The 21,015-nt window shown below is 70.6% G+C and carries 22 protein-coding genes and 1 pseudogene; 15 read left to right on the top strand and 8 right to left on the bottom strand.

Annotation, left to right across the window (positions count from 1 at the left end; translation table 11 throughout):
- Nucleotides 1-137: 137 nt before the first annotated feature.
- The 10 genes from OOK38_RS15140 to OOK38_RS15095 all read left to right on the top strand — a co-directional run bounded on the left by OOK38_RS15140 (nucleotide 138) and on the right by OOK38_RS15095 (nucleotide 6,875).
- Nucleotides 138-494, top strand: coding sequence for a hypothetical protein (locus OOK38_RS15140; protein WP_266760088.1), 357 nt, complete (start codon nucleotides 138-140; stop codon nucleotides 492-494).
- A complete protein-coding gene (locus tag OOK38_RS15135; RefSeq protein WP_266760090.1) occupies nucleotides 494-1,870 on the top strand; it encodes an FtsK/SpoIIIE domain-containing protein in 1,377 nt (458 codons plus the stop codon). The genes OOK38_RS15140 and OOK38_RS15135 overlap by 1 nt, the downstream gene beginning before the upstream one ends.
- An 85-nt stretch (nucleotides 1,871-1,955) precedes the next feature.
- The gene (locus OOK38_RS15130) at nucleotides 1,956-2,567 is read left to right on the top strand and encodes a DUF2637 domain-containing protein (RefSeq protein ID WP_266760092.1); all 612 of its coding nucleotides are present in this window, start codon (nucleotides 1,956-1,958) and stop codon (nucleotides 2,565-2,567) included.
- Between the two features lie 12 nt (nucleotides 2,568-2,579).
- The gene (locus OOK38_RS15125; RefSeq protein ID WP_266760094.1) at nucleotides 2,580-2,771 is read left to right on the top strand and encodes a mobile element transfer protein; all 192 of its coding nucleotides are present in this window, start codon (nucleotides 2,580-2,582) and stop codon (nucleotides 2,769-2,771) included.
- A gap of 15 nt (nucleotides 2,772-2,786) precedes the next feature.
- Complete coding sequence (locus OOK38_RS15120) at nucleotides 2,787-2,981, top strand: hypothetical protein (RefSeq protein WP_266760096.1); 195 nt, start codon at nucleotides 2,787-2,789, stop codon at nucleotides 2,979-2,981.
- 25 nt (nucleotides 2,982-3,006) lie between these two features.
- Entirely contained in the window at nucleotides 3,007-3,252 is a 246-nt protein-coding gene (locus tag OOK38_RS15115; protein WP_266760098.1) for a SpdD protein, read from the top strand.
- 164 nt (nucleotides 3,253-3,416) lie between these two features.
- On the top strand, nucleotides 3,417-4,715 hold the full coding sequence (locus OOK38_RS15110) for a replication initiator (RefSeq protein ID WP_266848497.1): 1,299 nt from the start codon (nucleotides 3,417-3,419) through the stop codon (nucleotides 4,713-4,715).
- The gene (locus tag OOK38_RS15105; protein WP_266760101.1) at nucleotides 4,708-4,944 is read left to right on the top strand and encodes an AlpA family transcriptional regulator; all 237 of its coding nucleotides are present in this window, start codon (nucleotides 4,708-4,710) and stop codon (nucleotides 4,942-4,944) included. The genes OOK38_RS15110 and OOK38_RS15105 overlap by 8 nt, the downstream gene beginning before the upstream one ends.
- Entirely contained in the window at nucleotides 4,944-6,200 is a 1,257-nt protein-coding gene (locus OOK38_RS15100; RefSeq protein WP_266760103.1) for a site-specific integrase, read from the top strand. The genes OOK38_RS15105 and OOK38_RS15100 overlap by 1 nt, the downstream gene beginning before the upstream one ends.
- A gap of 495 nt (nucleotides 6,201-6,695) precedes the next feature.
- Nucleotides 6,696-6,875: a hypothetical protein gene (locus OOK38_RS15095; RefSeq protein WP_266760105.1), complete on the top strand. Its 180-nt coding sequence runs from the start codon at nucleotides 6,696-6,698 to the stop codon at nucleotides 6,873-6,875.
- 100 nt (nucleotides 6,876-6,975) lie between these two features.
- Here the strand turns inward: OOK38_RS15095 and OOK38_RS15090 are convergent, their stop codons facing one another.
- Complete coding sequence (locus OOK38_RS15090; RefSeq protein WP_261702045.1) at nucleotides 6,976-7,737, bottom strand: phosphoglyceromutase; 762 nt, start codon at nucleotides 7,735-7,737, stop codon at nucleotides 6,976-6,978.
- Between the two features lie 195 nt (nucleotides 7,738-7,932).
- On the opposite strand from OOK38_RS15090, the gene OOK38_RS15085 reads away from it, so the two are divergent.
- Nucleotides 7,933-9,318, top strand: a complete 1,386-nt coding sequence (locus tag OOK38_RS15085) for an MFS transporter (RefSeq protein ID WP_266760108.1) — start codon at nucleotides 7,933-7,935, stop codon at nucleotides 9,316-9,318.
- A gap of 178 nt (nucleotides 9,319-9,496) precedes the next feature.
- On the opposite strand, the gene OOK38_RS15080 is transcribed toward OOK38_RS15085, so the two are convergent.
- Nucleotides 9,497-9,973: a DUF2000 domain-containing protein gene (locus OOK38_RS15080; protein ID WP_266760110.1), complete on the bottom strand. Its 477-nt coding sequence runs from the start codon at nucleotides 9,971-9,973 to the stop codon at nucleotides 9,497-9,499.
- Nucleotides 9,974-10,022: 49 nt separating this feature from the next.
- Here OOK38_RS15080 and OOK38_RS15075 point away from each other — a divergent pair, with 49 nt between their 5' ends.
- Nucleotides 10,023-10,814, top strand: coding sequence for an AraC family transcriptional regulator (locus tag OOK38_RS15075; protein ID WP_266760112.1), 792 nt, complete (start codon nucleotides 10,023-10,025; stop codon nucleotides 10,812-10,814).
- A 153-nt stretch (nucleotides 10,815-10,967) separates the two neighbouring features.
- Here OOK38_RS15075 and OOK38_RS15070 read toward each other — a convergent pair.
- The 3 genes and pseudogenes from OOK38_RS15070 to mshA form a co-directional block, all read right to left on the bottom strand.
- A pseudogene (locus OOK38_RS15070) lies at nucleotides 10,968-12,748 on the bottom strand (glycosyl hydrolase family 28-related protein).
- A gap of 120 nt (nucleotides 12,749-12,868) precedes the next feature.
- A complete protein-coding gene (locus OOK38_RS15065) occupies nucleotides 12,869-13,360 on the bottom strand; it encodes a YbjN domain-containing protein (RefSeq protein WP_266760114.1) in 492 nt (163 codons plus the stop codon).
- A 23-nt stretch (nucleotides 13,361-13,383) separates the two neighbouring features.
- Complete coding sequence (gene mshA / locus OOK38_RS15060; RefSeq protein WP_266760115.1) at nucleotides 13,384-14,721, bottom strand: D-inositol-3-phosphate glycosyltransferase; 1,338 nt, start codon at nucleotides 14,719-14,721, stop codon at nucleotides 13,384-13,386.
- 307 nt (nucleotides 14,722-15,028) lie between these two features.
- On the opposite strand from mshA, the gene OOK38_RS15055 reads away from it, so the two are divergent.
- From OOK38_RS15055 to OOK38_RS15045, 3 genes are all read left to right on the top strand, one after another.
- The gene (locus tag OOK38_RS15055; RefSeq protein ID WP_266765745.1) at nucleotides 15,029-15,814 is read left to right on the top strand and encodes a class I SAM-dependent methyltransferase; all 786 of its coding nucleotides are present in this window, start codon (nucleotides 15,029-15,031) and stop codon (nucleotides 15,812-15,814) included.
- A 294-nt stretch (nucleotides 15,815-16,108) separates the two neighbouring features.
- Nucleotides 16,109-17,200, top strand: coding sequence for a C40 family peptidase (locus OOK38_RS15050; RefSeq protein WP_266760117.1), 1,092 nt, complete (start codon nucleotides 16,109-16,111; stop codon nucleotides 17,198-17,200).
- A gap of 527 nt (nucleotides 17,201-17,727) precedes the next feature.
- Nucleotides 17,728-19,056 carry a PP2C family protein-serine/threonine phosphatase gene (locus tag OOK38_RS15045; RefSeq protein WP_266760119.1) on the top strand — a complete coding sequence of 443 codons (1,329 nt, stop codon included), beginning with the start codon at nucleotides 17,728-17,730 and terminating at the stop codon, nucleotides 19,054-19,056.
- Between the two features lie 147 nt (nucleotides 19,057-19,203).
- Here the strand turns inward: OOK38_RS15045 and OOK38_RS15040 are convergent, their stop codons facing one another.
- The 3 genes from OOK38_RS15040 to OOK38_RS15030 all read right to left on the bottom strand — a co-directional run bounded on the left by OOK38_RS15040 (nucleotide 19,204) and on the right by OOK38_RS15030 (nucleotide 20,833).
- Complete coding sequence (locus OOK38_RS15040) at nucleotides 19,204-19,542, bottom strand: DUF2516 family protein (protein WP_266760121.1); 339 nt, start codon at nucleotides 19,540-19,542, stop codon at nucleotides 19,204-19,206.
- A gap of 117 nt (nucleotides 19,543-19,659) precedes the next feature.
- Nucleotides 19,660-20,247 (bottom strand): hypothetical protein, encoded by a 588-nt coding sequence (locus tag OOK38_RS15035; protein WP_266760123.1) that lies wholly within the window; start codon nucleotides 20,245-20,247, stop codon nucleotides 19,660-19,662.
- 55 nt (nucleotides 20,248-20,302) lie between these two features.
- Entirely contained in the window at nucleotides 20,303-20,833 is a 531-nt protein-coding gene (locus OOK38_RS15030; protein WP_266760133.1) for a helix-turn-helix domain-containing protein, read from the bottom strand.
- Nucleotides 20,834-21,015: the final 182 nt, after the last annotated feature.

Genomic DNA, 21,015 nt, shown 5'->3' with positions numbered 1-21,015 from the left:
CCACTTTTCGGACTCGTACACCTCAACAGGCCTACTCGTATAGACGAGTGGCCAAGCTGCGTGACAGGGTGGTTGGCGTTCCCGAAGTGATCGGGCCTGAAGAGCATCTTGTCTAGACGAGTAGATGGGAAGAAATCTTGCGCACCATCCGTGTGGAGACCTCGGCCGCGACGATCCTCCTGACCGAGGCGCCCGAGCCCAAGGTCCGTGACCGTCAGACCGGCGAGATCGCGAAGGACACAGTCAGCGGGGAGGCACTGATGACGATCGGCGTCGTCTACATCGAGGAGGGAGAGTCGTCCCTGATCAAGGTCACCATTCCGGAGAGCGGGGTGTCCGAAGGGCTCGCGCTCGGGGCGCCGGTGTCGCTGCCGGGGCTGGTGGCCCGGCCGTGGGAGAGCGTGTTCAACGGGCAGCAGCGGCACGGCATCGCCTACCGCTCCGCCGCCGTCACTCCGGCCGTGTTCCCGGCCGCCATGGGGGCCACGGCCTGATGACCGACCTGACAACGCTCCTGGAGGTGGGTGGTCCTGTCGCCGCCCTCGGCGGCGGGGCTGCCTACGCCCGAGCCAAGCACCCCGGCGTCTACTGGTCCACGGTCGGCCTGCCGATATCCACGGCACGGCTGCTCGGCTCGTACAGCTCGGTCATGGAGGCGTGCGGGCTGACCGTGGCTCCGTCCCGGCTGCGGGTCCTGGCGGTCAAGGCCACCACTCGACGTGAGGTTCGGCCGGTACCGCCCCGCCGGGGCATCATCCGCCCCACCTCGACCGGGTTACGCCTGCGTCTTCGGCTCGCCCCAGGACAGGAGCCGGCCGACGTGGCCGCATCGGCCGAACGGCTGCGGCACGCCTGGGGAGTTCACGCCGTGTACGTCAGCACGGTCAAGTCGGGCGTGGTCGAACTGCGGCTCGTCGGCTTCGACGTCCTGCGAAGCGTGCGAATGCCTCGCAAGGTCACGTCCGGGCTTCTCAAAGTGCCCGTGGCCCTACGGGAGGACGCCACCCCGTTCGTACGCGACTACCGCGCAATCCCTCACCAACTCACCCTCGGCGCAACGCTCTCCGGCAAGTCCATGTACCTGCGCCACCTCGTCGCCGGTCTCGCCCCACAACCCGTCGCCCTGGTCGGCATCGACTGCAAGCGCGGAGTGGAACTGTCCCCCTTCGCGGCAAGGCTCTCCGCGCTCGCCACCGACCCCGAGCAGGCGGCCCAACTGCTGCCCGTGCTCATCCAGGAGATGGAGAAGCGCTACGAACTGATCAAGGCCCGTCAGGGTCTCGCCCCGGGTACTCCCGACGAGGAGATCACCTCGGATGTCTGGGGGCTCCCCGAGGACGAACGCCCTGTTCCCATCGTGCTGTTCGTCGACGAGGTGGCCGAACTCTTCCTCGTCGCCACCCGCAAGGACGAGGAACGGCGGGACGAGATGGTCACCCAGCTCATCCGCCTCGCCCAGCTCGGCCGTGCTGCCGGGATCTACCTGGAAGTCTGCGGACAGCGCTTCGGCGCCGAACTCGGCAAGGGAGCGACCATGCTCCGGGCCCAGTTGACCGGCCGCGTCTGCCACCGCGTCAACGACGAAGCCTCCGCCAAAATGGCCCTCGGTGACATCGCGCCTGAAGCGGTCTCCGCCGCCTGCGCCATCGCCCCTGAGCGGCCCGGCCTCGCCGTCGCGGGCGACTCCTCCGGCGGCTGGTCCCGCATCCGTACGCCGTACCTCTCCCTCGGCGATGCCGCCGAGATCTGTCGGGAGTCGGCGCACCTGGTGCCCGACCTGCCCGCGCTCAAGCCCTTCCGGCCCGACGTGCCCGTACGGCCCGTCGAGTCTGCGGCCCCGGTTGTCCAGCCTCGCCCTGTGACCGACTGAGCTTTCCCGCTCCCTCTCGGCCGGCGTGACCGTCTCGCGCCATGTCCCTACCCCTGCCATGCCTGAATCCGGAAGGAGCCGCAGCATGCGTGCCCAACTGGCCCGTGTCGACGCGGTCCTCGTCCAAGCGGTCATCGCCGCCGCGCTGTCCTTGGCCCACCTGCACGACGTCGCCTCGGCGGCCGGTCAGGACGGGTGGAAGGCGTGGGCGTATCCCGTCTCGGTCGACCTGCTGCTCGTCGCCGCCTGGCGTCGGCTGCGGACCGGTGACGCGAAAGCGGCTGGGTGGTGCTGGTTCGTCATCGCGCTCGTAGCGTCCCTCGGCGCGAACGTCGCCACCGCCGGGCTCCTCGACCTGGACCAGGTGCCGGCCTGGCTCCGCATCCTCGTCGCGGGCTGGCCCGCGGTCGCCTTCCTCGGCGGCACGCTCCTCGCCCACTCGCCGCAAGCACCGCACGAGGAGACCGAGGACGCCGAGGGCGCGCCCGAAGTCGTACCGGAGCTCCCCGCGCAACCGGCACCCGAACCGACTCCAGCTCCGCCCGTCGTGTCCGTCCCGGCCGCCCTGGTCGAGCACGCGCGCAAGGTCGCCGCCGAACACCAGACCCGTACGGGCGCGGCCATCGACAACCCGACCCTCCGCGCCCGACTCGGCGTCCCTGCCCCCATGGCCGACGCCATCGCCGCTCAGCTCTGAAAGGAGATCCGCGTGACCGCCAACCGCCGTTTCCGCTCCGTCACCCGCATCGGCGCGGTCCAGGTCGGCACGTCCTACGACGCCCGAGGTCGCGAGAAGCACACCGCCGCCTGCACCGCTCCGCGTTGCGGCTTCTCCGCCGACTACGACAGTCGTGCGGCCGCCGAACTGGCCGCACGTACCCACCGCTGCCCCGTCCGCTGAAAGGACCTGACTCCCGTGACCGTCAGCCTGCCGCTTGTCCTCGTCCTCGGGCTCATCGCTTGGGGAGCGATCAAGTTCCTCGGCGTCCGTACCTGGGTCGTCGTCGTGATCGCCCTCTTCGGCTTCCTGCTCTCGCGCACCTTCCTGGCCCCGGCCATCGACTCCGGCACGCGCTCCGGCGTGGACGTCATAAACGGCTCACACGACTAGACGAGTAGGCAAGGAGAGGTTCGCCGTGTTCCTGCCCAAGTACCCCGAGAACCCGACACCGCCGCCCGCGCACACCCACACCCCGGCCGATCCGGCACCCGTACGACGTGCGGTCCCGCAGATCTCCATCAGCACCGGAGCGGTTGCGGCCGTCCTCGTCGGTGGAGTCGTCCTCACCGCGCTCCTGGCCGCCGTCGCCGTCACGGCCATCTCCGTGGCCATAGCCGCCGTGGTCCTGCGATCGATGCTCCGCGACCAGCACCGCCGCTGAAAGCCGCTGCACAACAGATCCCCGGGACGGCCTCGATACCGCCAAGCATCCGCCGCCCCGGGGGCCCTACCCCTCCTAGCCGAAGCCAGAAGGAGAACGCCATCATCACCCGCTCCACACCACCCCCGCTGCCCGAACTCGCCGAACTGGCCTCGCTCGGCACCATGCCCGAACTGCTGCGGCAACTCTCCGGCCTCGGTGGCTGCACCCATCCGATCCGCCTCGACGGCCACCGCACCGAGTACGACGTGAACACCCGTACCGGCGAGATCGGTGACGTCCTCCACCGACTCGACTCCGCTGGCCTCCCGGCCGGTCACCTCCTGGTCCGCTGCAACAACCGCCGCGTGACCCGCTGCGAAGCCTGCGCCGAGGTCTACCGCCGCGACACCTTCCACCTGATCACCAGCGGCCTGCGCGGCGGCAAGGGCATCACGGAACGCGTCGCCGCGCACCCCCGCGTCTTCGCCACCTTCACCGCCCCCAGCTTCGGCCCCGTCCACAACCGCCCCACCGGCCCAACCGGTTCGATCCGCCGCTGCCGCTGCGGCATCCGCCACGACCAGGAGGACGCCGCACCCGGCACCCCGCTCGACCCGGACACGTACGACTACGAAGCCGCCGTCCTCTGGAACGCCCACGCCGGTCCGCTGTGGCGTCGCTTCTCCACCTACCTGCGCCGCGAGGTCGCCAAGCGCGCCGGACTCTCACAGCGCACGTTCCGCCAGTACGCCCGCGTCTCCTTCGCCAAGGTCGCCGAGTACCAGAAGCGCGGCGCCGTCCACTTCCACGCGGTCATCCGCATCGACGGCCCCGAGGGCGGCGACACCCCACCTCCGGCCTGGGTCACCGCCGAACTGCTCACCGACGCCATCGGCGCCGCTGCTGCTCACGTCCGCGTGGACGGCCCGGTCATCGACGGACGCGCGCACATCTTCACCTTCGGCCGTCAGCTCGACGTCCGCACGATCCGCTCCGCCGACTTCGACGGCGGCCAGGAACTGACCGAGCGGGCTGTCGCCTCGTACATCGCCAAGTACGCCACCAAGGGCGCCGAGACCGCCACGGGAGCTCTCGACCGCCCGCTCAAGTTCCTCGCCGAACTCGCCCAACTCGACATCAGCGACCACGCCCGCCGGCTGATCCGAACGGCCTGGACGCTCGGCATGCGCAAGGAGTTAGAAGATCTCCGACTCCGGGCCTGGGCCCACATGCTCGGCTTCCGCGGCCACTTCTCCACCAAGTCCCGCCGCTACTCCACCACCCTCGGTGCCCTCCGCACCGCCCGCGCCGAATGGCGCCGAGCACAAGCCGCAGCAGCCACCGCGGGCGACACCGACACGACGACCCTCGTCGTCTCGCACTGGGTCTTCGCCGGAACCGGCCTGTCCGCCGCCGAAGCCTGGCTCGCCGCATCCCTCGAACCCGCCCCCGGAACAGAAGGAGAACCCACCCATGGCTGAGCGGCGCCTTACCGTGGCGCGGGTTCCCGACGAGCCGCGCCCTCTTCCAGCGCGGTACCTCACTCCGTTGGACGTCGCCGAACTTCTGGGCGTGCCGATCGAGACGGTCTACCAATGGCGCCGGAAGCGCACCGGCCCCCGCGGCTTCCGGGTCGGCCGGCACCTGCGCTACGACCCCAATGACGTCCGGGCCTGGGTCGAGTCCCTGATGGAAGGGGCCGTTGCCTGATGGCCGGACACATCCAAGACCGCTGGTACAAGAGTGAGACGGGTCCGGACGGCAAGGTCCGCAAGGTCAAGAGCGATCGCTACGGCTCTGGACTTCGCTACCGGGCGCGCTACATCGGCCCGGATGGCACCGAGAAAGCCAAGAGCTTCCCGGACCGGCAGAAGCGGCTTGCCGACCAATGGCTCGCTCACATCGAGGCGGACATGGCGCGCGGGCAGTACATCGACCCTCGCGCGGCCCGGATCACCTTCCAGCAGTACGCCGAACGCTGGGTGGAGGCCCAGGGCGCTGACCCGAACACGCAAGCCTCGATGGAGTCGCAGCTTCGACTGCATGCCTTCCCGTACCTGGGTACGCGCCCCCTCGGGTCCTTCCAACCCACCCACATCCGCGACTGGGTGCGACAGCTTCAGAAGAACGGCGTCCGGGGCTCGTACGCCCGGACGATCTACTCCAACGTGCGCGCTGCGTTGAGCGCGGCCGTGGATGACGGGCATCTCCCCCGCAATCCATGTGCGGCTCGCTCGGTCCGGCCGCCGGTTGTCGACACCAAGCGCGTCAAGCCGTGGACGCCGGAACGGGTCTTCGCTGTTCGCGCCGCCATGCCTGAACGCTTCCGAGCGATGGTCGATCTGGGCGGTGGCTGCGGGCTCCGCCAGGGCGAAATCCTCGGTGTCGCCGTCGACGCGATCGACTTCGAGTCGGACACGCTTCATGTGGTCCAGCAACTGAAGCTGAGCCGTAGCAAGGCCGTGTTCGCCCCGCCGAAGGGCGGCAAGCTTCGGGACGTTCCGCTCCCTGGGCCGGTCGCTGACGCTCTCCGGGCGCACATGAAGGAGTTCCCGCCGGTCGAGGTCACGTTGCCGTGGAAGGTCGCGGATGGTCCTCCGGTGACCAAGCGGCTGATCTTCACCGGACCGCGCGGGGGTCATGTCTGGCGCACGTCGCTCAACGAGGAGGCGTGGAAGCGGGCGCTGGCCGGCGCCGGAGTAATCCCGGCCCCCGAGCGTGGACAGCCGCACGCCGAGTCCCGCGAGAACGGCATGCACGCGCTCCGGCACTTCTACGCGTCGGTGCTCCTGGACGCCGGGGAGAACATCAAGGCCCTGGCCGAGTACCGCGGCCACTCGGATCCAGGGCTGACGCTTCGGGTCTACGCGCACCTCATGCCGTCGAGCCAAGAGCGTACCCGGAAGGCGATTGCGGGCACCTACGAGACGAGCAATGCGCTCACAGACCAGATAAGAAATCCGTAATGCCGAACCAGTAATCACTGACCCGTAATGCCGAACCAGTAATCACTGACCAGTAAAGACGAACAAGCAATGCTGCTAAGACGAAACCGTAAAGCCGATCAGCGCCGCTTAGCAACTAACCGGATCCCTGCCCCCTGCCAGGAGCTGGGATCCCTGGCTAGCACGCAACAACGGTGGCGGCGTCCCTGAAGAGCGAGGCAGCACGAGGCAACAGGGGCGGCGGGGAGTCACGTGGGGCGACACGAGACGACTCCTGAAAAGATTGGAAAGTTTGGGAAGTTTTCCAAGGTTTTCGGAACGCTCTGGCTGTCCACGGTCGTGGACAATCTGTCCATCCAAACGGACAAGGTGGCGCCTAGCTGTGTGTTTGGTTCACACGTGACGACTATGGGAAAGTTTCCGCAGCATGCGAATGCCGCCCGGGCTGGGGCGGCATTCGCTTCCATATCTGCGCCCGGAAACCCTTACCAGGAACCGATCACACATGGAGGACCCATGGTCCCACGCACAGGCGTCACGGTCGACATCCATCCTCGCGACCTGCCCATGGCGCTCATCGGCACGGCTGGCGGCACCCTCGCCCTCTGGGCGAACGCCCCCGCCCAGATCGCGATCCCCACGGCCTTGCTGATCGTCCTCGACATCCGCATCCGCCGCTGGCGCCGACACGTCTGATGGCCCGACCAAGCACCTGACGGCCCAGAGACGGCCCAGCCCCACCAAAAAGCCCCCGCCCTGCCAGGAAACAGCAGGTCGGGGGCCTGCTGGTGTTGCGTTACTTCTTCTTGCCCTGGTTCTTGACCGCCTCGATCGCGGCCGCGGCCGCGTCCGGGTCGAGGTAGGTGCCGCCCGGGTTGAGGGGCTTGAAGTCGGCGTCCAGCTCGTAGGAGAGGGGGATGCCGGTGGGGATGTTCAGGCCCGCGATGTCGGCGTCGGAGATGCCGTCGAGGTGCTTGACCAGGGCGCGCAGCGAGTTGCCGTGGGCCGCGACCAGGACCGTACGGCCGGTGAGGAGGTCCGGGACGATGCCGTCGAACCAGTACGGAAGCATGCGGACGACGACGTCCTTGAGGCACTCCGTCTGCGGACGCAGCTCCGGCGGCAGCGCCGCGTAGCGCGGGTCGTCGAACTGGGAGTACTCGGAGTCGCGGTCGAGCGCCGGCGGCGGGGTGTCGTACGAGCGACGCCACAGCATGAACTGCTCCTCGCCGAACTCGGCGAGCGTCTGGGCCTTGTCCTTGCCCTGAAGGGCGCCGTAGTGACGCTCGTTCAGGCGCCAGCTGCGGTGGACCGGGATCCAGAGGCGGTCCGCGGACTCCAGCGCCAGCTGCGCGGTGCGGATCGCGCGCTTCTGGAGCGAGGTGTGAACCACGTCGGGCAGCAGGCCGGCGTCCTTGAGCAGCTCACCGCCGCGTACTGCCTCCTTCTCGCCCTTCTCGTTGAGGTTGACGTCCACCCAACCGGTGAACAGGTTCTTCGCGTTCCATTCGCTCTCGCCGTGGCGGAGGAGGATCAGCTTGTACGGTGCGTCGGCCATGGCTCCGAGCGTAATCGAACCCCGCGACCCCTCGCGCCCTAGGCCATCAGTCGGACACGGGAACCCCCGACCGGCCGCCCCGCACCCCCTCCGCCGCCCTTCAGTTGACGGCATCTGTTAATTGAGTGGCCTTCCGAGGCGGCCCGCTCGTAAGTTGTGATCACCGCCCGAGCTGCTTACATCCGTAGGGGATCCATGCCACACGCCGTCCTGAGACGTGCCGTCCGGGAGACCGTCTCAGGACTCCCCCGCGAGTTCTGGTGGCTGTGGACCAGCACACTCGTCAACCGGCTCGGGGCCTTCGTGGCCACCTTCATGGCCCTGTACCTGACCCTCGACCGCGGCTACTCCGCCTCGTACGCCGGTCTGGTCGCGTCCCTGCACGGCCTCGGCGGTGTGGTCTCCTCGCTCGCCGCCGGAGTGATGACCGACCGGTTCGGCCGGCGGCCCACGCTGCTCGTCGCGCAGGTGTCGACGGCCGGCTCGGTCGCGCTGCTCGGCTTCATGCACCACCCGGTGGCCATCGCCTCGGTCGCCTTCCTGGTCGGCATGGCCAGCAACGCCTCCCGGCCCGCCGTGCAGGCGATGATGGCCGACATCGTCCGGCCCGAGGACCGCGTCCGCGCCTTCTCCCTCAACTACTGGGCCGTCAACCTCGGTTTCGCCGTGTCCTCCATGGGCGCCGGTTTCATCGCCGAGTTCAGCTACCTCGCGGGCTTCCTCATCGAGGCCGGTATGACTCTCGTCTGCGCGCTCGTCGTCTTCGCGAAGCTCCCGGAGTCCAAGCCGGTGCAGGTCGCCAAGGACACGGAACCCGCGGTCGGGCTCGGGACGGTGCTGCGCGACGGACGGTTCATGAGCGTGGTCGGGCTGTCGTTCCTCGTCGCCCTCGTCTTCCAGCAGGGGTCCGTCGGGCTGCCGGTCGCCATGGGCCGGGCCGGCTTCACCCCGGCCGACTACGGCATGGCCATGGCCGTCAACGGCGTCATAATCGTCGCGCTCCAGATCCCGGTCGGCCGTTTCATCGAACACCGGGACCCCAAGCGCCTCCTCGTCATCTCGTCGGTGCTCGCCGGGTACGGGTTCGGGCTCACCGCCTTCGCCGGGTCGGTGGCGGTCTTCACGCTCACCGTCTGCGTGTGGACCCTCGCGGAGATCGTCAACGCGCCGACGCAGACCGGTCTCGTCGTCCGCCTCTCCCCCGTCCACGGCCGGGGCCGCTACCAGGGGATGTACACCCTCTCCTGGGCACTGGCCGCGCTCATCGCGCCCGTGATGTCCGGCGTCGTCATCGACCGCTTCGGCGCGGCCTGGCTCTGGGGGCTGTGCGCGGTGGTCGGTACGGCGGCGGGGCTCGGCTACGGGCTGCTCATGCGGCGGCTTCCGGCGGAGGAGTCCGTGCGGGAGTCCGGACGGGAGCCCTCCCGGGTCGTGGCGCGGGAGCCCTCCGGGGCGGTGACGGGGGAGCCCTCCGGGGCGGTGGCTCGGGACTCCGCGGTACAGGTCACCCCGGTCGCGACCAGGATCAGCCCTGTGGTGGAGGCCGGTCCGGCGCCCCAGGCGGAGGCCGCTCCGGCCTGACGGCACCCCAGCCGCCCGGGCACACGCCCGCCTGACGCCACCCCAGCCGCCCCAGCCGCCCGGGGCACTCGGGGCACTCGGGGCGCCCGGAGCACTCGGGCACCTGAGGCAGGCGCAGGCCATTCACCCGCCCCCGGACACCCGGCCGCCCCGGCCCCCTCCATGCGTCCGCGCCCCCTCAGGGATGCATCCGCGCCCCCTTCACCACCTTGTCGACCGCGTTCCGCGGCCCGTACACCGCGATTCCCACCAGATCGAGGTCGCCGCTCGGCACGGCCCGTACGGCCGCGCGGTTGTCCCGGTCGTTGCCCGTCGTGAACAGGTCCGACGTGAAGACCGCTCGCGGCAGCGCCCGGGACAGCGCGCGGCCGTGGGCGGCGGTCAGCGTCTCCTTCGACCCCTCGAAGACCAGCACGGGCTGCCGGAACATCGGGAGGTAGGCGACCCCGTCGGCATCCTCGTACGGCTCCCCGATCACCTCGGAGACCGCCGTCCCCAGGCCGCTGACGAGGAAGGCGGTCACATTGAGCCGCTGCCAGGGCTCCAGGTCCTCGCGCAGGACGACGGTGATCTTGGTGTCGAAGCGGACGGGTGCGTCGTCCGAAGGGCTCATGCCGCTCGCACCGGACGGGCTGTTGCTGCTCACGCTGCTCATACGAAGAGACTGCCGACCGGCGGACGTCGTGGTCTTGTACGTTCTTTGCATGGCCCCCCAGCGCGAGATGACCGCGTGGCGCCCGAGCATCCCGGGCGTCGTCGAGGTCTTCCACGCGCACTACACCGAGTACGCGTACCCGATGCACGTGCACGAGGCCTGGACGCTGCTGATCGTCGACGACGGCGCCGTCCGCTACGACCTCGACCGGCATGAGCACGGCACCCCGCACGACACGGTGTCACTGCTGCCGCCGCACATCCCGCACAACGGTGCCCCGGCCACCGAGCACGGTTTCCGCAAACGGGTCCTCTACCTCGACAGCTCGCGCCTGGCCGACGACCTCATCGGTCCGGCGGTGGACGGGCCCGATCTGGTGGATCCCGTGCTGCGGCGCCGGGTCGGGCAGCTGCACACGGCGCTCGCGCACCCCGGGGACGAACTGGAGGCCGACAGCAGGCTGACGCTGATCGCGGAGCGGCTGCGCGGCAGGCTGAGCCCCGGCCCGGCCCCGCGGCCCCCTCGCCCCGATCGGCCGCTCGCCCACCGGCTGCGCGAACTCCTCGACGAACGGCTCGTCGAGGGGATCGCCCTCGACGAGGCCGCACGGCTCGTCCACGCCCACCCCGCCCACCTGGTCCGCGCGTTCAGCGGCGCGTTCGGCATCGCCCCGCACCAGTACCTGATGTCCCGCCGGGTGGACCGCGCCCGCCGGCTGCTGCTCGACGGGCGGCCGCCGGGCGAGGTGGCCATCACGACCGGCTTCTACGACCAGTCCCATCTCACCCGTCATTTCAGGCGGTTGGTGGGGGTGACTCCGGGGCGGTACGCACGGTCGTGAGCGAGCGGGTGGCGTACGGACGGTCGTGAGCGAGCCGGTGGCGTACGGACGGTCGTGAACTGTCCGGTGCCGCGGGGACGGTCGTGAACTGTCCGGTGGCGTAAGGACGGTCGTGAACCTCCCTGGCCCAGGGACGGTCGCGAACGGTCCGGCCTAGAGGTCGCGCTGGGCCTCGTACAGGTTGCGCGGCCGTACGGCGTCCGTCGTCCCGTACAGCTCCAGGCGGGAGTGCAGGTCCCCGGTGAAGTCGGGAACGTCGATCTGGTCGAACTCGGTGACCTCGTTGAGGCCGACGGTGGCGCTGTAGGGGGCGAGGCCGTCGATCTTCATCAGGCCGGCCCGGCCGTTGGTGACCCGGATGTTCCAGTGGGTGAAGCGGGCGCCGAAGAGCGGTCCGGCGGAGGCGTCGCCGCCGTGCCGGCCGTCGTTGTCCACGGTGATGTCGGTGCGGACGTTGGCGAACGGCAGCCCGCGGTGCGAGTCGAAGGTGCCCATCCGGAGGTCACCGCGCGACCAGACGTTGTACGAGGACAGGCCCTCGACGTTGATGCCGTGCAGCTGGGTCCCGGCGGGCGCGGGGACGGTGCGCTCCTCGACGGTGAAGTCCTCGATCAGGTTGTCGTGCGAGCCCTCGCGGCAGAAGTACGGGTGGTGCGAGCCGCGTCCCGCGACCCTGGTACGGCGCAGGGTGCAGGCGGAGGCGGCGACGAGCCCGAAGCCGTTGTCGACGTGGCGGACCGTGACGTCGTCCACCCAGCAGTCGTAGGCGCACTGGAGGACGACGCCGTTGTAGCCCTTGTCGAGGAGGTGCGGGGACTGCGGTGTCTCCACGGCCTCCAGGGTGAGCCCCTCCACGCCGGAGCCGGTCAGCTCCTCGGCGTGCGTGGTCAGTCGCGGGTCCCACTCGGGGCGTACGTCGAGCGGGAGGGGGCGTTCGAGGGTGACCCGGCGGCCGCGCACGCGCGCGACGCGGACGGGCCACTCGTAGGGGACGTACGAGGTCAGTTTGGTCTTGTCGTCCCAGTAGTACGCCTCGGGCCGGGTCCGCCGCCCGACATGTGCTCGAGGAACGTGTGGTCGGCGTCGTCGGCGAGCCGGAGCAGGACGAGTGCGCCGGGGCGCAGCCTCGAGGCGTCCGCGACGGTCACCGTCCAGGAGCCCCGGCGTGCGGGCTCGACCGTCGTGAGGGTCTGCCAGGCGTCGCGCGTGTTGCCGGTCCAGCCCTCGAAGGGCCATGCCTTGGCCCTGACGGCCGCGACGAGGGAGTCCCAACGGGCCGTGGGGGCGAGCCAGATGAGGCCGCCGGCCCAGGACCAGGACGACTTGTCGCCGCCGTAACGGGAGCCGTAGACACCGATCAGCTCGGTGAGGTTCTTGGTCGCGTACAGGGTCGTACGGCCGCTGCCGGCGCCCCGGAGGACCACGTTCGAGTGGCCGACGCGGATCAGGTCGTCGATGCGGAACGTCCCGGGCGGGATGGTGACCGTGCCACCGCCGGCCCTTCCGGCAGCGGCGATGGCACGGTTGATCGCGGGAGCGCAGTCCGTGGTGCCGTCGTCGGCGACGGGACCGTGGTCACGGATGTCGGTCACGACGGGGCGGCGGGGCAGGCGCGCGGCCCCGCGGTGCGAGCCGGCCCTTCCGACGTACGGGATCTGCGGGTGGGTGAAGGGGGAGCGGGTGAACTCGCGCCAGAGTGCCGGGACTTCGCCGGACCGGGCGAGGGCGCCGGGCGCACCCCCGGATGACGCGGCGGCCGTCCCCCGACCGGGTGGTGGTGCTGCCGCCGTGGCCCCCGGCGAGGCGGCGGCCGGAGCTGTCGCGGTGCCGGTCACGGCGACGGCCGCCACGGCCGTGGCGCTGCCGAGCAGGGCCCGTCTGGTGATCCCCGCGTGTCCGTGCCTGTTGGTGGTCATGCCCGTCCGCCCTTCCATGCGACTCTCACGTTCTTCATGGATGTGAACGACGTTCAGATCTGCGTCGGCGGTGAGCATGCCACGAGGACCCCCGACACGGAAGGGGTCGCGCAATGCCTGAACAATGGGGGGCGAGAATCAGTTGGCAGGACGCTGGGTCAGATGCGTGAACGCGTCCAGATTGCGCGTCGACTCACCGCGAGACACCCGCCAGGCGTACTCCTTGCGGATCGCCGAGGCGAAACCGAGTTCCAGGAGGGTGTTGAAGGAGCCGTCGGCGGCTTCGAGGACGGAGCCGAGGAGACGGTCCACCTCCTCGGGGGTGACGGCGGTCAGCGGAAGCTTGCCGACCAGGTACACGTCCCCCAGGGGGTCGACCGCGTAGGCGACGCCGTAGAGCTTGAGATTGCGCTCCAGAAGCCAGCGGTGGACGGCTTCGTGGTTCTCGTCGGGGTGGCGGATCACGAACGCGTTCAGCGACAGCGAATGGCGGCCGACGATCAGCGAGACCGTCGTCGAGAGCTTGCGGGTGCCGGGCAGTTTCACGACGTACGAACCCGCCCCGGGGCTCTCCCACTCCAGCTCGGCCTCGGTGAGGACCTGCTCGATGATCGACGCTGCGTCAGCCATGAGGGGAGCGTACGTGACCGGTGTCAGGCGTGACGTGCCCGCACCCGGCGCCGGTGGTCCTGCGTCGCCGCCGTGTACACGTCCGCCGTCGCGGCGGCCGCGGTGTCCCAGCCGAACTGCTCCGCGTGGCGCGCCGCGGCGGCACCCATCCGGGCCGCGAGCGTCTCGTCGTCGGCGAAATCGCGCAGCACGCGCGCGTAGTCGGCGGGATGGTGGCCGGGGACGAGGAAGCCGGTCTCCTGGTGGCGGACGGCCACCGGCAGGCCACCGACCTCGGCCGCGAGGACGGGCGTACCGGCCGCCTGCGCCTCGATGGCGACCAGTCCGAACGACTCGCTGTACGAGGGCATGACCAGCACGGACGCGGCCCGGAACCAGTCGGCCAGCTGTTCCTGCCCGACGGGCGGCCGGAACCGTACGACATCGGCGATGCCCAGCCGCGCGGCCAGCTTCTGGAGCCCCTCCGGCTTGGCGAGCCCGCTGCCGCTCGGACCGCCCACCACGGGGACGACGATCCTGCGGCGCAGCTCCGGTCGCTCGTCGAGCAGCACGGCGACCGCGCGCAGCAGCACGTCCGGGGCCTTCAGGGGCTGTATGCGGCCCGCGAAGAGGGGGATCAGGGCGTCCTGCGGGAGGCCGAGCCGGGCACGGGCGGCGGCGCGGCCGTCCGCGGGACGGAAGCGGTCGAGGTTGACGCCCGGGTGGACGACGGCGACCTTGCCGGCCTCGGCCTCGTAATGGCGGACGAGTTCGTCGGCCTCCTCCGCGGTGTTCGCGATCAGGCGGTCCGCGGCGCGCACGATCTGGGTCTCGCCGATGACACGGGCGGCGGGCTCGGGGGTGTCGCCCTCGGCCAGCGCCGCGTTCTTGACCTTGGCCATGGTGTGCATCGCGTGCACCAGGGGCGCGCCCCAGCGCTCGGCGGCCAGCCAGCCGACGTGGCCGGAGAGCCAGTAGTGCGAGTGCACGAGGTCGTAGTAGCCGGGGCGGTGACCCGCCCAGGCCTGCATGACGCCGTGCGTGAACGCGCAGAGCTGGGCGGGCAGGTCTTCCTTGGCGAGGCCTTCGTAGGGGCCCGCGTCGACGTGCCGGACGAGGACGCCCGGGGCCAGCTCGACGGCCGGCGGGAGTGCGGCGGTGGTGGCCCGCGTGAAGATCTCGACCTCGATGTTGATCGCGGCGAGCCGCTGGGCGAGTTCCACGATGTAGACGTTCATCCCGCCCGCGTCGCCCGTACCGGGCTGGTGCAGGGGCGAGGTGTGCACGGAGAGCATCGCGACGCGACGGGGCCTGCGGTGCAGCCTGAGCCGTGAGGGGGCCGCCGGTGAGCGACGCCCGAGCCTGCTGACGTACTGGCTCACGTGGCGTTCCTCCTCGCTGCGGGCATGCCTTTCGGAGGACGTGTCACGCCCTCCAGGTGATGGAACGCCGGAGCCCTCCGCTCCATTTCCTCTTTGCCGAATCATTACCGCTGGTCGCTCAACCGTTCGACATCCAGGTGCGTCTGCCTCCCTGCCCACCAGGTTTTCCACAGCGACATCGGGGCCGGCCGGCGGTTGTCCACAGGCTCACCGGTGCCCGGCGGGGCCGCCTACTCTCGTACGCATGACAACCCGCGCGGCGTCCCTCGCCCACTCTCGGCTTCGCTCGAGCGGTGGCACCCCCATCGTGGGTACGGTGACGCGCGGGACGACGAATCCCAACCGTCTGCGCCGCATGGACCGCTGGATCGCGGCGGTGCACGGCGCCCAACTCCGCAGGACGCCGGAGCCGGTGGCGATCGACCTCGGTTACGGCGCGGCGCCGTGGACCGCGGTCGAGCTGCTGACCCGCCTGCGCACCACCGCTCCCCGCACCCGCGTCTTCGGCATCGAGATCGAACCGGCCCGGGTCGCCGCCGCCCGCCCGTACGAACGCGAGGGCCTCGCCTTCCGGCACGGCGGCTTCGAGGTCCCGGTGCCGGGCCGGCCGCACCTGATCCGCGCGGCGAACGTGCTGCGCCAGTACGACGAGGAGCAGGTCGCCGAGGTCTGGCAGCGGCTGCGCGCGCGGCTCGCCCCGGCGGGTCACGACTCCCGGGGCGGACTGCTCGTCGAAGGGACCTGCGACGAGATCGGCCGCCGGCACGTCTGGGTGGCCCTCGGCCCGGAAGGCCCGCGCACGGTCACCTTCGCCACCCGCCTCGGCTCGCTCGACCGCCCGTCCGACCTGGCCGAGCGGCTGCCGAAGGCCCTCATCCACCGCAATGTCCCGGGCGAGCCCGTGCACGCCTTCCTGCGCGACTTCGACCGCGCCTGGGCGGCAGCCGCGCCGTACGCCGCGTACGGCGCCCGGCAGCGCTGGATACGCACGGTCCGCGACCTGACGGCCGACTGGCCGGTCACGGACGGGATCACCCGCTGGCGCCAGGGCGAAGTGACGGTGCGCTGGGAGGCGTTGGCCCCGCGCACCTGACCGACCACGACAGCGGTCGGCCCGGGGAAGCGCCGGACCCGACCGACCAGGGGGGGCGGGATCTGGCGGCGCGTGCGCGCGCACCGCAGGGAACGATCTCGATGAGTCACACGTCACACACGCCGGGGGGCGAGATCGTCATGCCGGAGCGGGCCCGGGGGAAGGGAGTTCATGCCCGGCCCGAAGGCCGGAGGAGGGAGTTCTTGCCCGACTCTGTCGCATTGCGCGTCGACATGGCACGATCCCCCGAGGCGCCGTAAGTTACTGACGGTAAATCAGTTTGGGGGCGGAGTAATGGGATCCGGCAAGCGGAGTCTGACCACGGCGGCCATGGCCCTGGCCTGCGCATGTGCCTGCGTGGTGCTGGCGACACCAGGGGTGGCCTACGCGAGCCCGACACCGACACCGGCGCCGACCAGAACCCCCACGGCGACCCCGAAGCCTGTGAGCAACAAGGACCTTGAAGCGGTCCGCAAGAAGCTCGAGAAGCTCTACCACGACGCGGCGGTCGCCACGGACGCGTACAACGCCGCCGAGGAGAAGGCCCAGAAGCAGTCCGCCGAGATCGTCGACCTGGCCCGGGAGATCGTCAAGGGCCAGGCGAAGCTGGACAAGTTGCAGGACCGCGCGGGTGCCGCGGCCCGCGCGCAGTACCGGGGAGGCGGGCTGCCGCCCGGGGCGCGGCTGTGGCTGAGCGACGACCCGCAGGAGTTCCTCGACGGCGCGGGACGCGTACGGCAGGGCGAGCACGCCACCAAGGGGCTGCTGGGCGAGATGACGCGCACCCAGCAGGACTTGGAGCAGTACGAGAAGGACGCCTCCGCGCAGTGGCGGAAGCTGGAGGCCAACCGCAAGGCCAAGGCCGGGGCCAAGAAGAAGATCAAGCAGCGGATCTCCGACGCCAAGAAGCTGGAGTCCCAGCTGGAGCGTAAGGAGAAGGAGCGGCTGGCGAAGCTGGAGGAAGAGGCCGCGCACCAGGCGCAGTCGGTCTGGCTGAGCTCCGGTGTCCTCGCGGACATCAAGAGCGAGGCGTCCGAACAGGGCAGGGAGGCCGTGAAGTACGCGACCGACCAGATCGGCAAGCCGTACGAGTGGGGCGCGGAGGGTCCGAAGACGTTCGACTGCTCGGGGCTCACCTCACAGGCCTGGGCGTCCGCCGGCCACCCCATCCCCCGCACCTCGCAGGAGCAGTGGAAGCAGCTCAAGCACGTCGACGTCAAGGACATGCGCCCCGGCGACCTGATCATCTACTTCGACGACGCCAGCCATGTCGGGATGTACATAGGAGACGGCGCGGTCGTGCACGCTCCTCGCCCCGGACGGACGGTGACGATCGCGGGGGCGGGTTCGATGCAGATCCTGGGTGTCGTGCGGCCGGACGCGTAAGGCCCCGGATGACGGGCGGGGGCTACCGCTCCCGCCCGTGCGCGGGCCGAGGTGATGCGCAGGTACAGGTACAGGTACAGGTACAGCGCGCCGCACCTCCCCCTGGCCTGCCCACGGGCCAAGTGATGCCCAGGTGCAGGTGGGACACGGCGGGGCTCCCCCGGCCTGCGCACGGGCCCGGCGTGCTGCGTCGACTCCTCACGCCCGCGCACGGGACCGGCGTGCTGCGCCGGCTCCTCTCGCCTGCACGCGAGTGGGGCGCGCGGCGCCGTGCGCGTGACGCACCGCACGTGACACACCGCACGGTTGCCCCGCCCGCGCAACCTCGGGGACGTGACCTTCGTCATCCCTGACAGAAGCGCGTCCTGTCCAAATGCGTTACGGGATGCGGCATATGACGGTGGCGCTTCGCCGGACGCCGCGCCGTACGCCATTCCGCTGCGGCACCGGCGGGCGCTATGGTCCCCGTCGGTGGGTCGAGGTCCTTCGCCCACCACGCCCTCGGGGGGAGGGAAGGAACCCAGACGATGCCCGTACCCGTACCGCGGCAGAGAGCGATCCCGGCCGTGGAAAGTGGTCAGGCTCGAGCCGTGTTCTCACCCGGCGGCCCATCCGGAGACACCACCGGCGGCCCCGCCGGGGCAGCACCGGAACCTCGTGCCACGGCCCCTGTCCCGAGCACCACCAATCTGACTCTCCTGGTCATCGAAGACGACCCGGCGGGTTCGCTCGGCGTGCCCGAAATGCTCGACGCGGCCGGCAAGCCCATCCGGATCCGTACCGCCCGCAACCTCACCGAGGCCGAGCGGCTGCTCACCGACGACGTCCACTGCATCCTGCTCGACCTCGCGCTGCCCGCGCCGGGCCGGGCGGCGGACAGCGCCGACGAGCTGGCGACGCTCAAGCACGTGCTGCGGCTGGCGCCCGGGCACGCCGTCCTCGCGCTCACCGCGTCCGGCGACGCCGAACGCGGTGCGGAGGCGGTGCGCGTCGGCGCCCAGGACTATCTCTTCCGCGACGAGCTGGACAGCCGGCTGCTGAGCCGCGCGATCCGGTACGCGGTGGAGCGGAAACGTTCCGACAAGGCCGAGCGACGACTCACCGAGTCCAAGCTGCGCGCCCAGGAGAACGCCCGTCTGGAGCGCGGTCTGCTGCCGACCCCGCTCCTGGAGGGCTCCCCGCTGCGGTTCGCCGCGCGCTACCGTCCGGGCCGCTCCCGCGCCCTGCTCGGCGGCGACTTCTACGACACCGTGCGCACGGCCGACGGCACGGTGCACGCGATGATCGGCGACGTCTGCGGGCACGGGCCCGACGAGGCGGCGCTCGGTGTGGAACTGCGCATCGCCTGGCGCGCGCTGACGTTCGCGGGCCTGTGCGGCGACGAACTCCTGTCCACGCTGCAGCAGGTTTTGGAGCACGAGCGCGAGAACGACGAGATCTTCGCGACGCTGTGCACGGTGGACATCGCGCCGGACGGCCGTCGCGCGGGGCTCTGCCTCGCCGGTCACCCGTCGCCGCTGATCGCCCGCCCGGGCCGGCCCGCGAAACTGCTGCCGTACGAGAACAACGGCCCCGCGCTCGGTCTGCTCCCGAACGCCCGCTGGCCGCGCATGCAGGTGGAACTGGGTGCCGAGTGGAGCCTGATGCTCTACACCGACGGCCTGATCGAGGGCCACACGGGCGTGGGCAAGGAACGCCTGGGCCAGGACGGCATGGTGGAGATGGTCCGCCGTCAGCTCGCCCAGGGGCTCCAGGGCGAGGAGTTGCTGCGCGCGGCGGTGAACGAGGTGCGCGAACTCAACGGCGGGGAGCTGGCGGACGACGTGGCAGTACTGCTGCTGGACCGGACGCCGTAGCGCATTCGGTCCCGGTCCCGGGCCGGGTTCGCTCGCGCCGGCGTTCCGGGTGCGGGCGCCTGCCTGCGGGTCGGGGCCGTGCCGGTACATCCCAGGTCGTGTGAACGCCGGTTCCCCCGGGTCCTCGTCGCCCGGCGGTGGGGTGGCTTACCTGCCGCCGTTGTACGGGCCGTACGGGCCGTCGCTGCTGCTTCCGCCGCGGCGGCCACGGCCGCCGCCGGAGACCTGGCGCAGCGCGGGGCGGACGTCGACGAAGAAGACGATCGTGGCGACCAGGCCCGCGATCTGCAGGAAGAGCATCGGCACGAGGAGGTTCACAGCCACCGTGATGCCGAGGATGATCAGCCAGAACACCTTGTTCTGCTTGCCGGCGGCGCGGTAGGCGTCCTCGCGGGCCACCGCGGCCATCACCAGCGCCACCACGGCAAGCACCAGCATGGCTGTGAAGATCAGCCACATCAGGCCGCCGAATGCCGTCATCAGCACAATGCCCACCGCCCGGGTCGAGTCGTCTCTACGGCCACCGTACCCGGAGAACGGGCCGGGAACTCGGAGAGTGCCCGGCCCGTCCGCGTAAGGCGGAGTTGTCTTGCCGCCGCTCGCCTACTTCGCGGGCGGAGTCGTCTTCTTGGCGACCGGCTTGCGGGCCGGGGCCTTCTTCGCCGGGGCCTTCTTGGAGGAAGCGGACTCGGCGGCGGCCGCCGGCTTCTCCTCTTCCTTGACCTCGACCGTCTCGGTCTTCGGCTCGACGGCGATGGCGAGCTCCTCGATCTCCTCGGCGGCCTCGCCGCGCCAGGTCCGTACGGTCTGCTCGCCGTGCTCGGCGACCTTCTCGTACGTCTCCCGGGCCTTGACGGCGTACTCGGCGGCGACGCCGACACCGCGCAGGGCGAAGTCCTGGGCGGACTCACCGAGCTTCTTCAGGTCGGTGTCGAGGGTGCTGAGGATTTCCGTCACCTTGGTCTGCAGGCTCTCCTGCGCCACCTTGGCGCGGGCGGTGGCCTTCTCCTGGACGGCGTTCGGGTCGATGTTCTTCACGGTGTCGATGCGCGCCGGAGCCTCGGCACGGATCTGCTCCACGATGCCGGGGACCTTCTTCGCCTGCTGAACGGCCAGGTCGGCGGTGCCGGCCAGGAAGTAGAGCGGGGTCGGGTCCGTGGCGGCCTTGCGGATGTCGTCGGTGATGGCCATGGCGATGGTCCTCCCGTGATCGCTTTCAGCTGAGGGTTTTGTGATCCGCATGCGGTCAACTCGCGGTCTGCTGCGGACCGGCATCGCTGCCGTCGGCCGTGCGGGGGCCGCGGACGGCGGTGTCCTGTGAAGGCTGGGCGCCCGGTATGTCCTGAGCCACGGATACGTCGGCGCCGCGACCTTCTTCGGTCCCGGGCACCTCGACGCCGTGAGCGTTCTCGTCCGCCGGCGCGATCTCGAATCCGTTCTCCTTGCGGAAGGACTCGTAGATCTGGAGCAGCACCTGCTTCTGCCGCTCGTTCAGCGTGGGATCGGCAAGGATGACGGCACGCGTCTCCACCTCGTCCCGGTCCCGCTCGGCGTCGAGAATGCCGGCCCGCACATACAGCGTCTCGGCGGAGATCCGCAGCGCCTTGGCGACCTGCTGGAGCACCTCCGCGCTCGGCTTGCGCAGCCCGCGCTCGATCTGGCTCAGATACGGATTGGACACCCCGGCGGCGTCGGCGAGCTGCCGCAGCGACAGCTGCGCGCTGCGCCGCTGTTCCCGCAGATACTCACCAAGGTTGCCGACGTTGAGCGATGCCATGCCCCCACCTTGCCGCACCGTCGCTAACTTTTGCAAGCACCTGCTTGCAAAAGTGTGTCACGCCACTCCGCGCGCCCCTCCGGGCCGCTCCGCGACGGTCCCTTCCCGGCCCGCCCGCGACCTTCCGGCGCGACCCGCGGTGCGGTGCCCTGGCTGCTCGACCGAGTCGTTCGAACCCGCTG

This window comes from Streptomyces sp. NBC_00568, from assembly GCF_026341855.1.
GTDB lineage: Bacteria > Actinomycetota > Actinomycetes > Streptomycetales > Streptomycetaceae > Streptomyces.
Note: the sequence above shows the minus strand (reverse complement) of the source record. Positions and strands in the feature narration are given on the sequence as shown.

What these genes read in the sequence shown, in the direction of transcription:
- OOK38_RS15110 (WP_266848497.1), top strand. Translation starts at nt 3,417, where the DNA reads ATGCCCGAACTGCTGCGGCAACTCTCCGGCCTCGGTGGCTGCACCCAT.
- OOK38_RS15130 (WP_266760092.1), top strand. Translation starts at nt 1,956, where the DNA reads ATGCGTGCCCAACTGGCCCGTGTCGACGCGGTCCTCGTCCAAGCGGTC.
- OOK38_RS15095 (WP_266760105.1), top strand. Translation starts at nt 6,696, where the DNA reads ATGGTCCCACGCACAGGCGTCACGGTCGACATCCATCCTCGCGACCTG.
- OOK38_RS15065 (WP_266760114.1), bottom strand. Translation starts at nt 13,360, where the DNA reads ATGGCTGACGCAGCGTCGATCATCGAGCAGGTCCTCACCGAGGCCGAG.
- OOK38_RS15135 (WP_266760090.1), top strand. Translation starts at nt 494, where the DNA reads ATGACCGACCTGACAACGCTCCTGGAGGTGGGTGGTCCTGTCGCCGCC.
- OOK38_RS15050 (WP_266760117.1), top strand. Translation starts at nt 16,109, where the DNA reads ATGGGATCCGGCAAGCGGAGTCTGACCACGGCGGCCATGGCCCTGGCC.
- OOK38_RS15075 (WP_266760112.1), top strand. Translation starts at nt 10,023, where the DNA reads ATGGCCCCCCAGCGCGAGATGACCGCGTGGCGCCCGAGCATCCCGGGC.
- OOK38_RS15045 (WP_266760119.1), top strand. Translation starts at nt 17,728, where the DNA reads ATGCCCGTACCCGTACCGCGGCAGAGAGCGATCCCGGCCGTGGAAAGT.
- OOK38_RS15030 (WP_266760133.1), bottom strand. Translation starts at nt 20,833, where the DNA reads ATGGCATCGCTCAACGTCGGCAACCTTGGTGAGTATCTGCGGGAACAG.
- OOK38_RS15090 (WP_261702045.1), bottom strand. Translation starts at nt 7,737, where the DNA reads ATGGCCGACGCACCGTACAAGCTGATCCTCCTCCGCCACGGCGAGAGC.
- OOK38_RS15100 (WP_266760103.1), top strand. Translation starts at nt 4,944, where the DNA reads ATGGCCGGACACATCCAAGACCGCTGGTACAAGAGTGAGACGGGTCCG.
- OOK38_RS15035 (WP_266760123.1), bottom strand. Translation starts at nt 20,247, where the DNA reads ATGGCCATCACCGACGACATCCGCAAGGCCGCCACGGACCCGACCCCG.
- OOK38_RS15105 (WP_266760101.1), top strand. Translation starts at nt 4,708, where the DNA reads ATGGCTGAGCGGCGCCTTACCGTGGCGCGGGTTCCCGACGAGCCGCGC.
- OOK38_RS15085 (WP_266760108.1), top strand. Translation starts at nt 7,933, where the DNA reads ATGCCACACGCCGTCCTGAGACGTGCCGTCCGGGAGACCGTCTCAGGA.
- OOK38_RS15080 (WP_266760110.1), bottom strand. Translation starts at nt 9,973, where the DNA reads ATGAGCAGCGTGAGCAGCAACAGCCCGTCCGGTGCGAGCGGCATGAGC.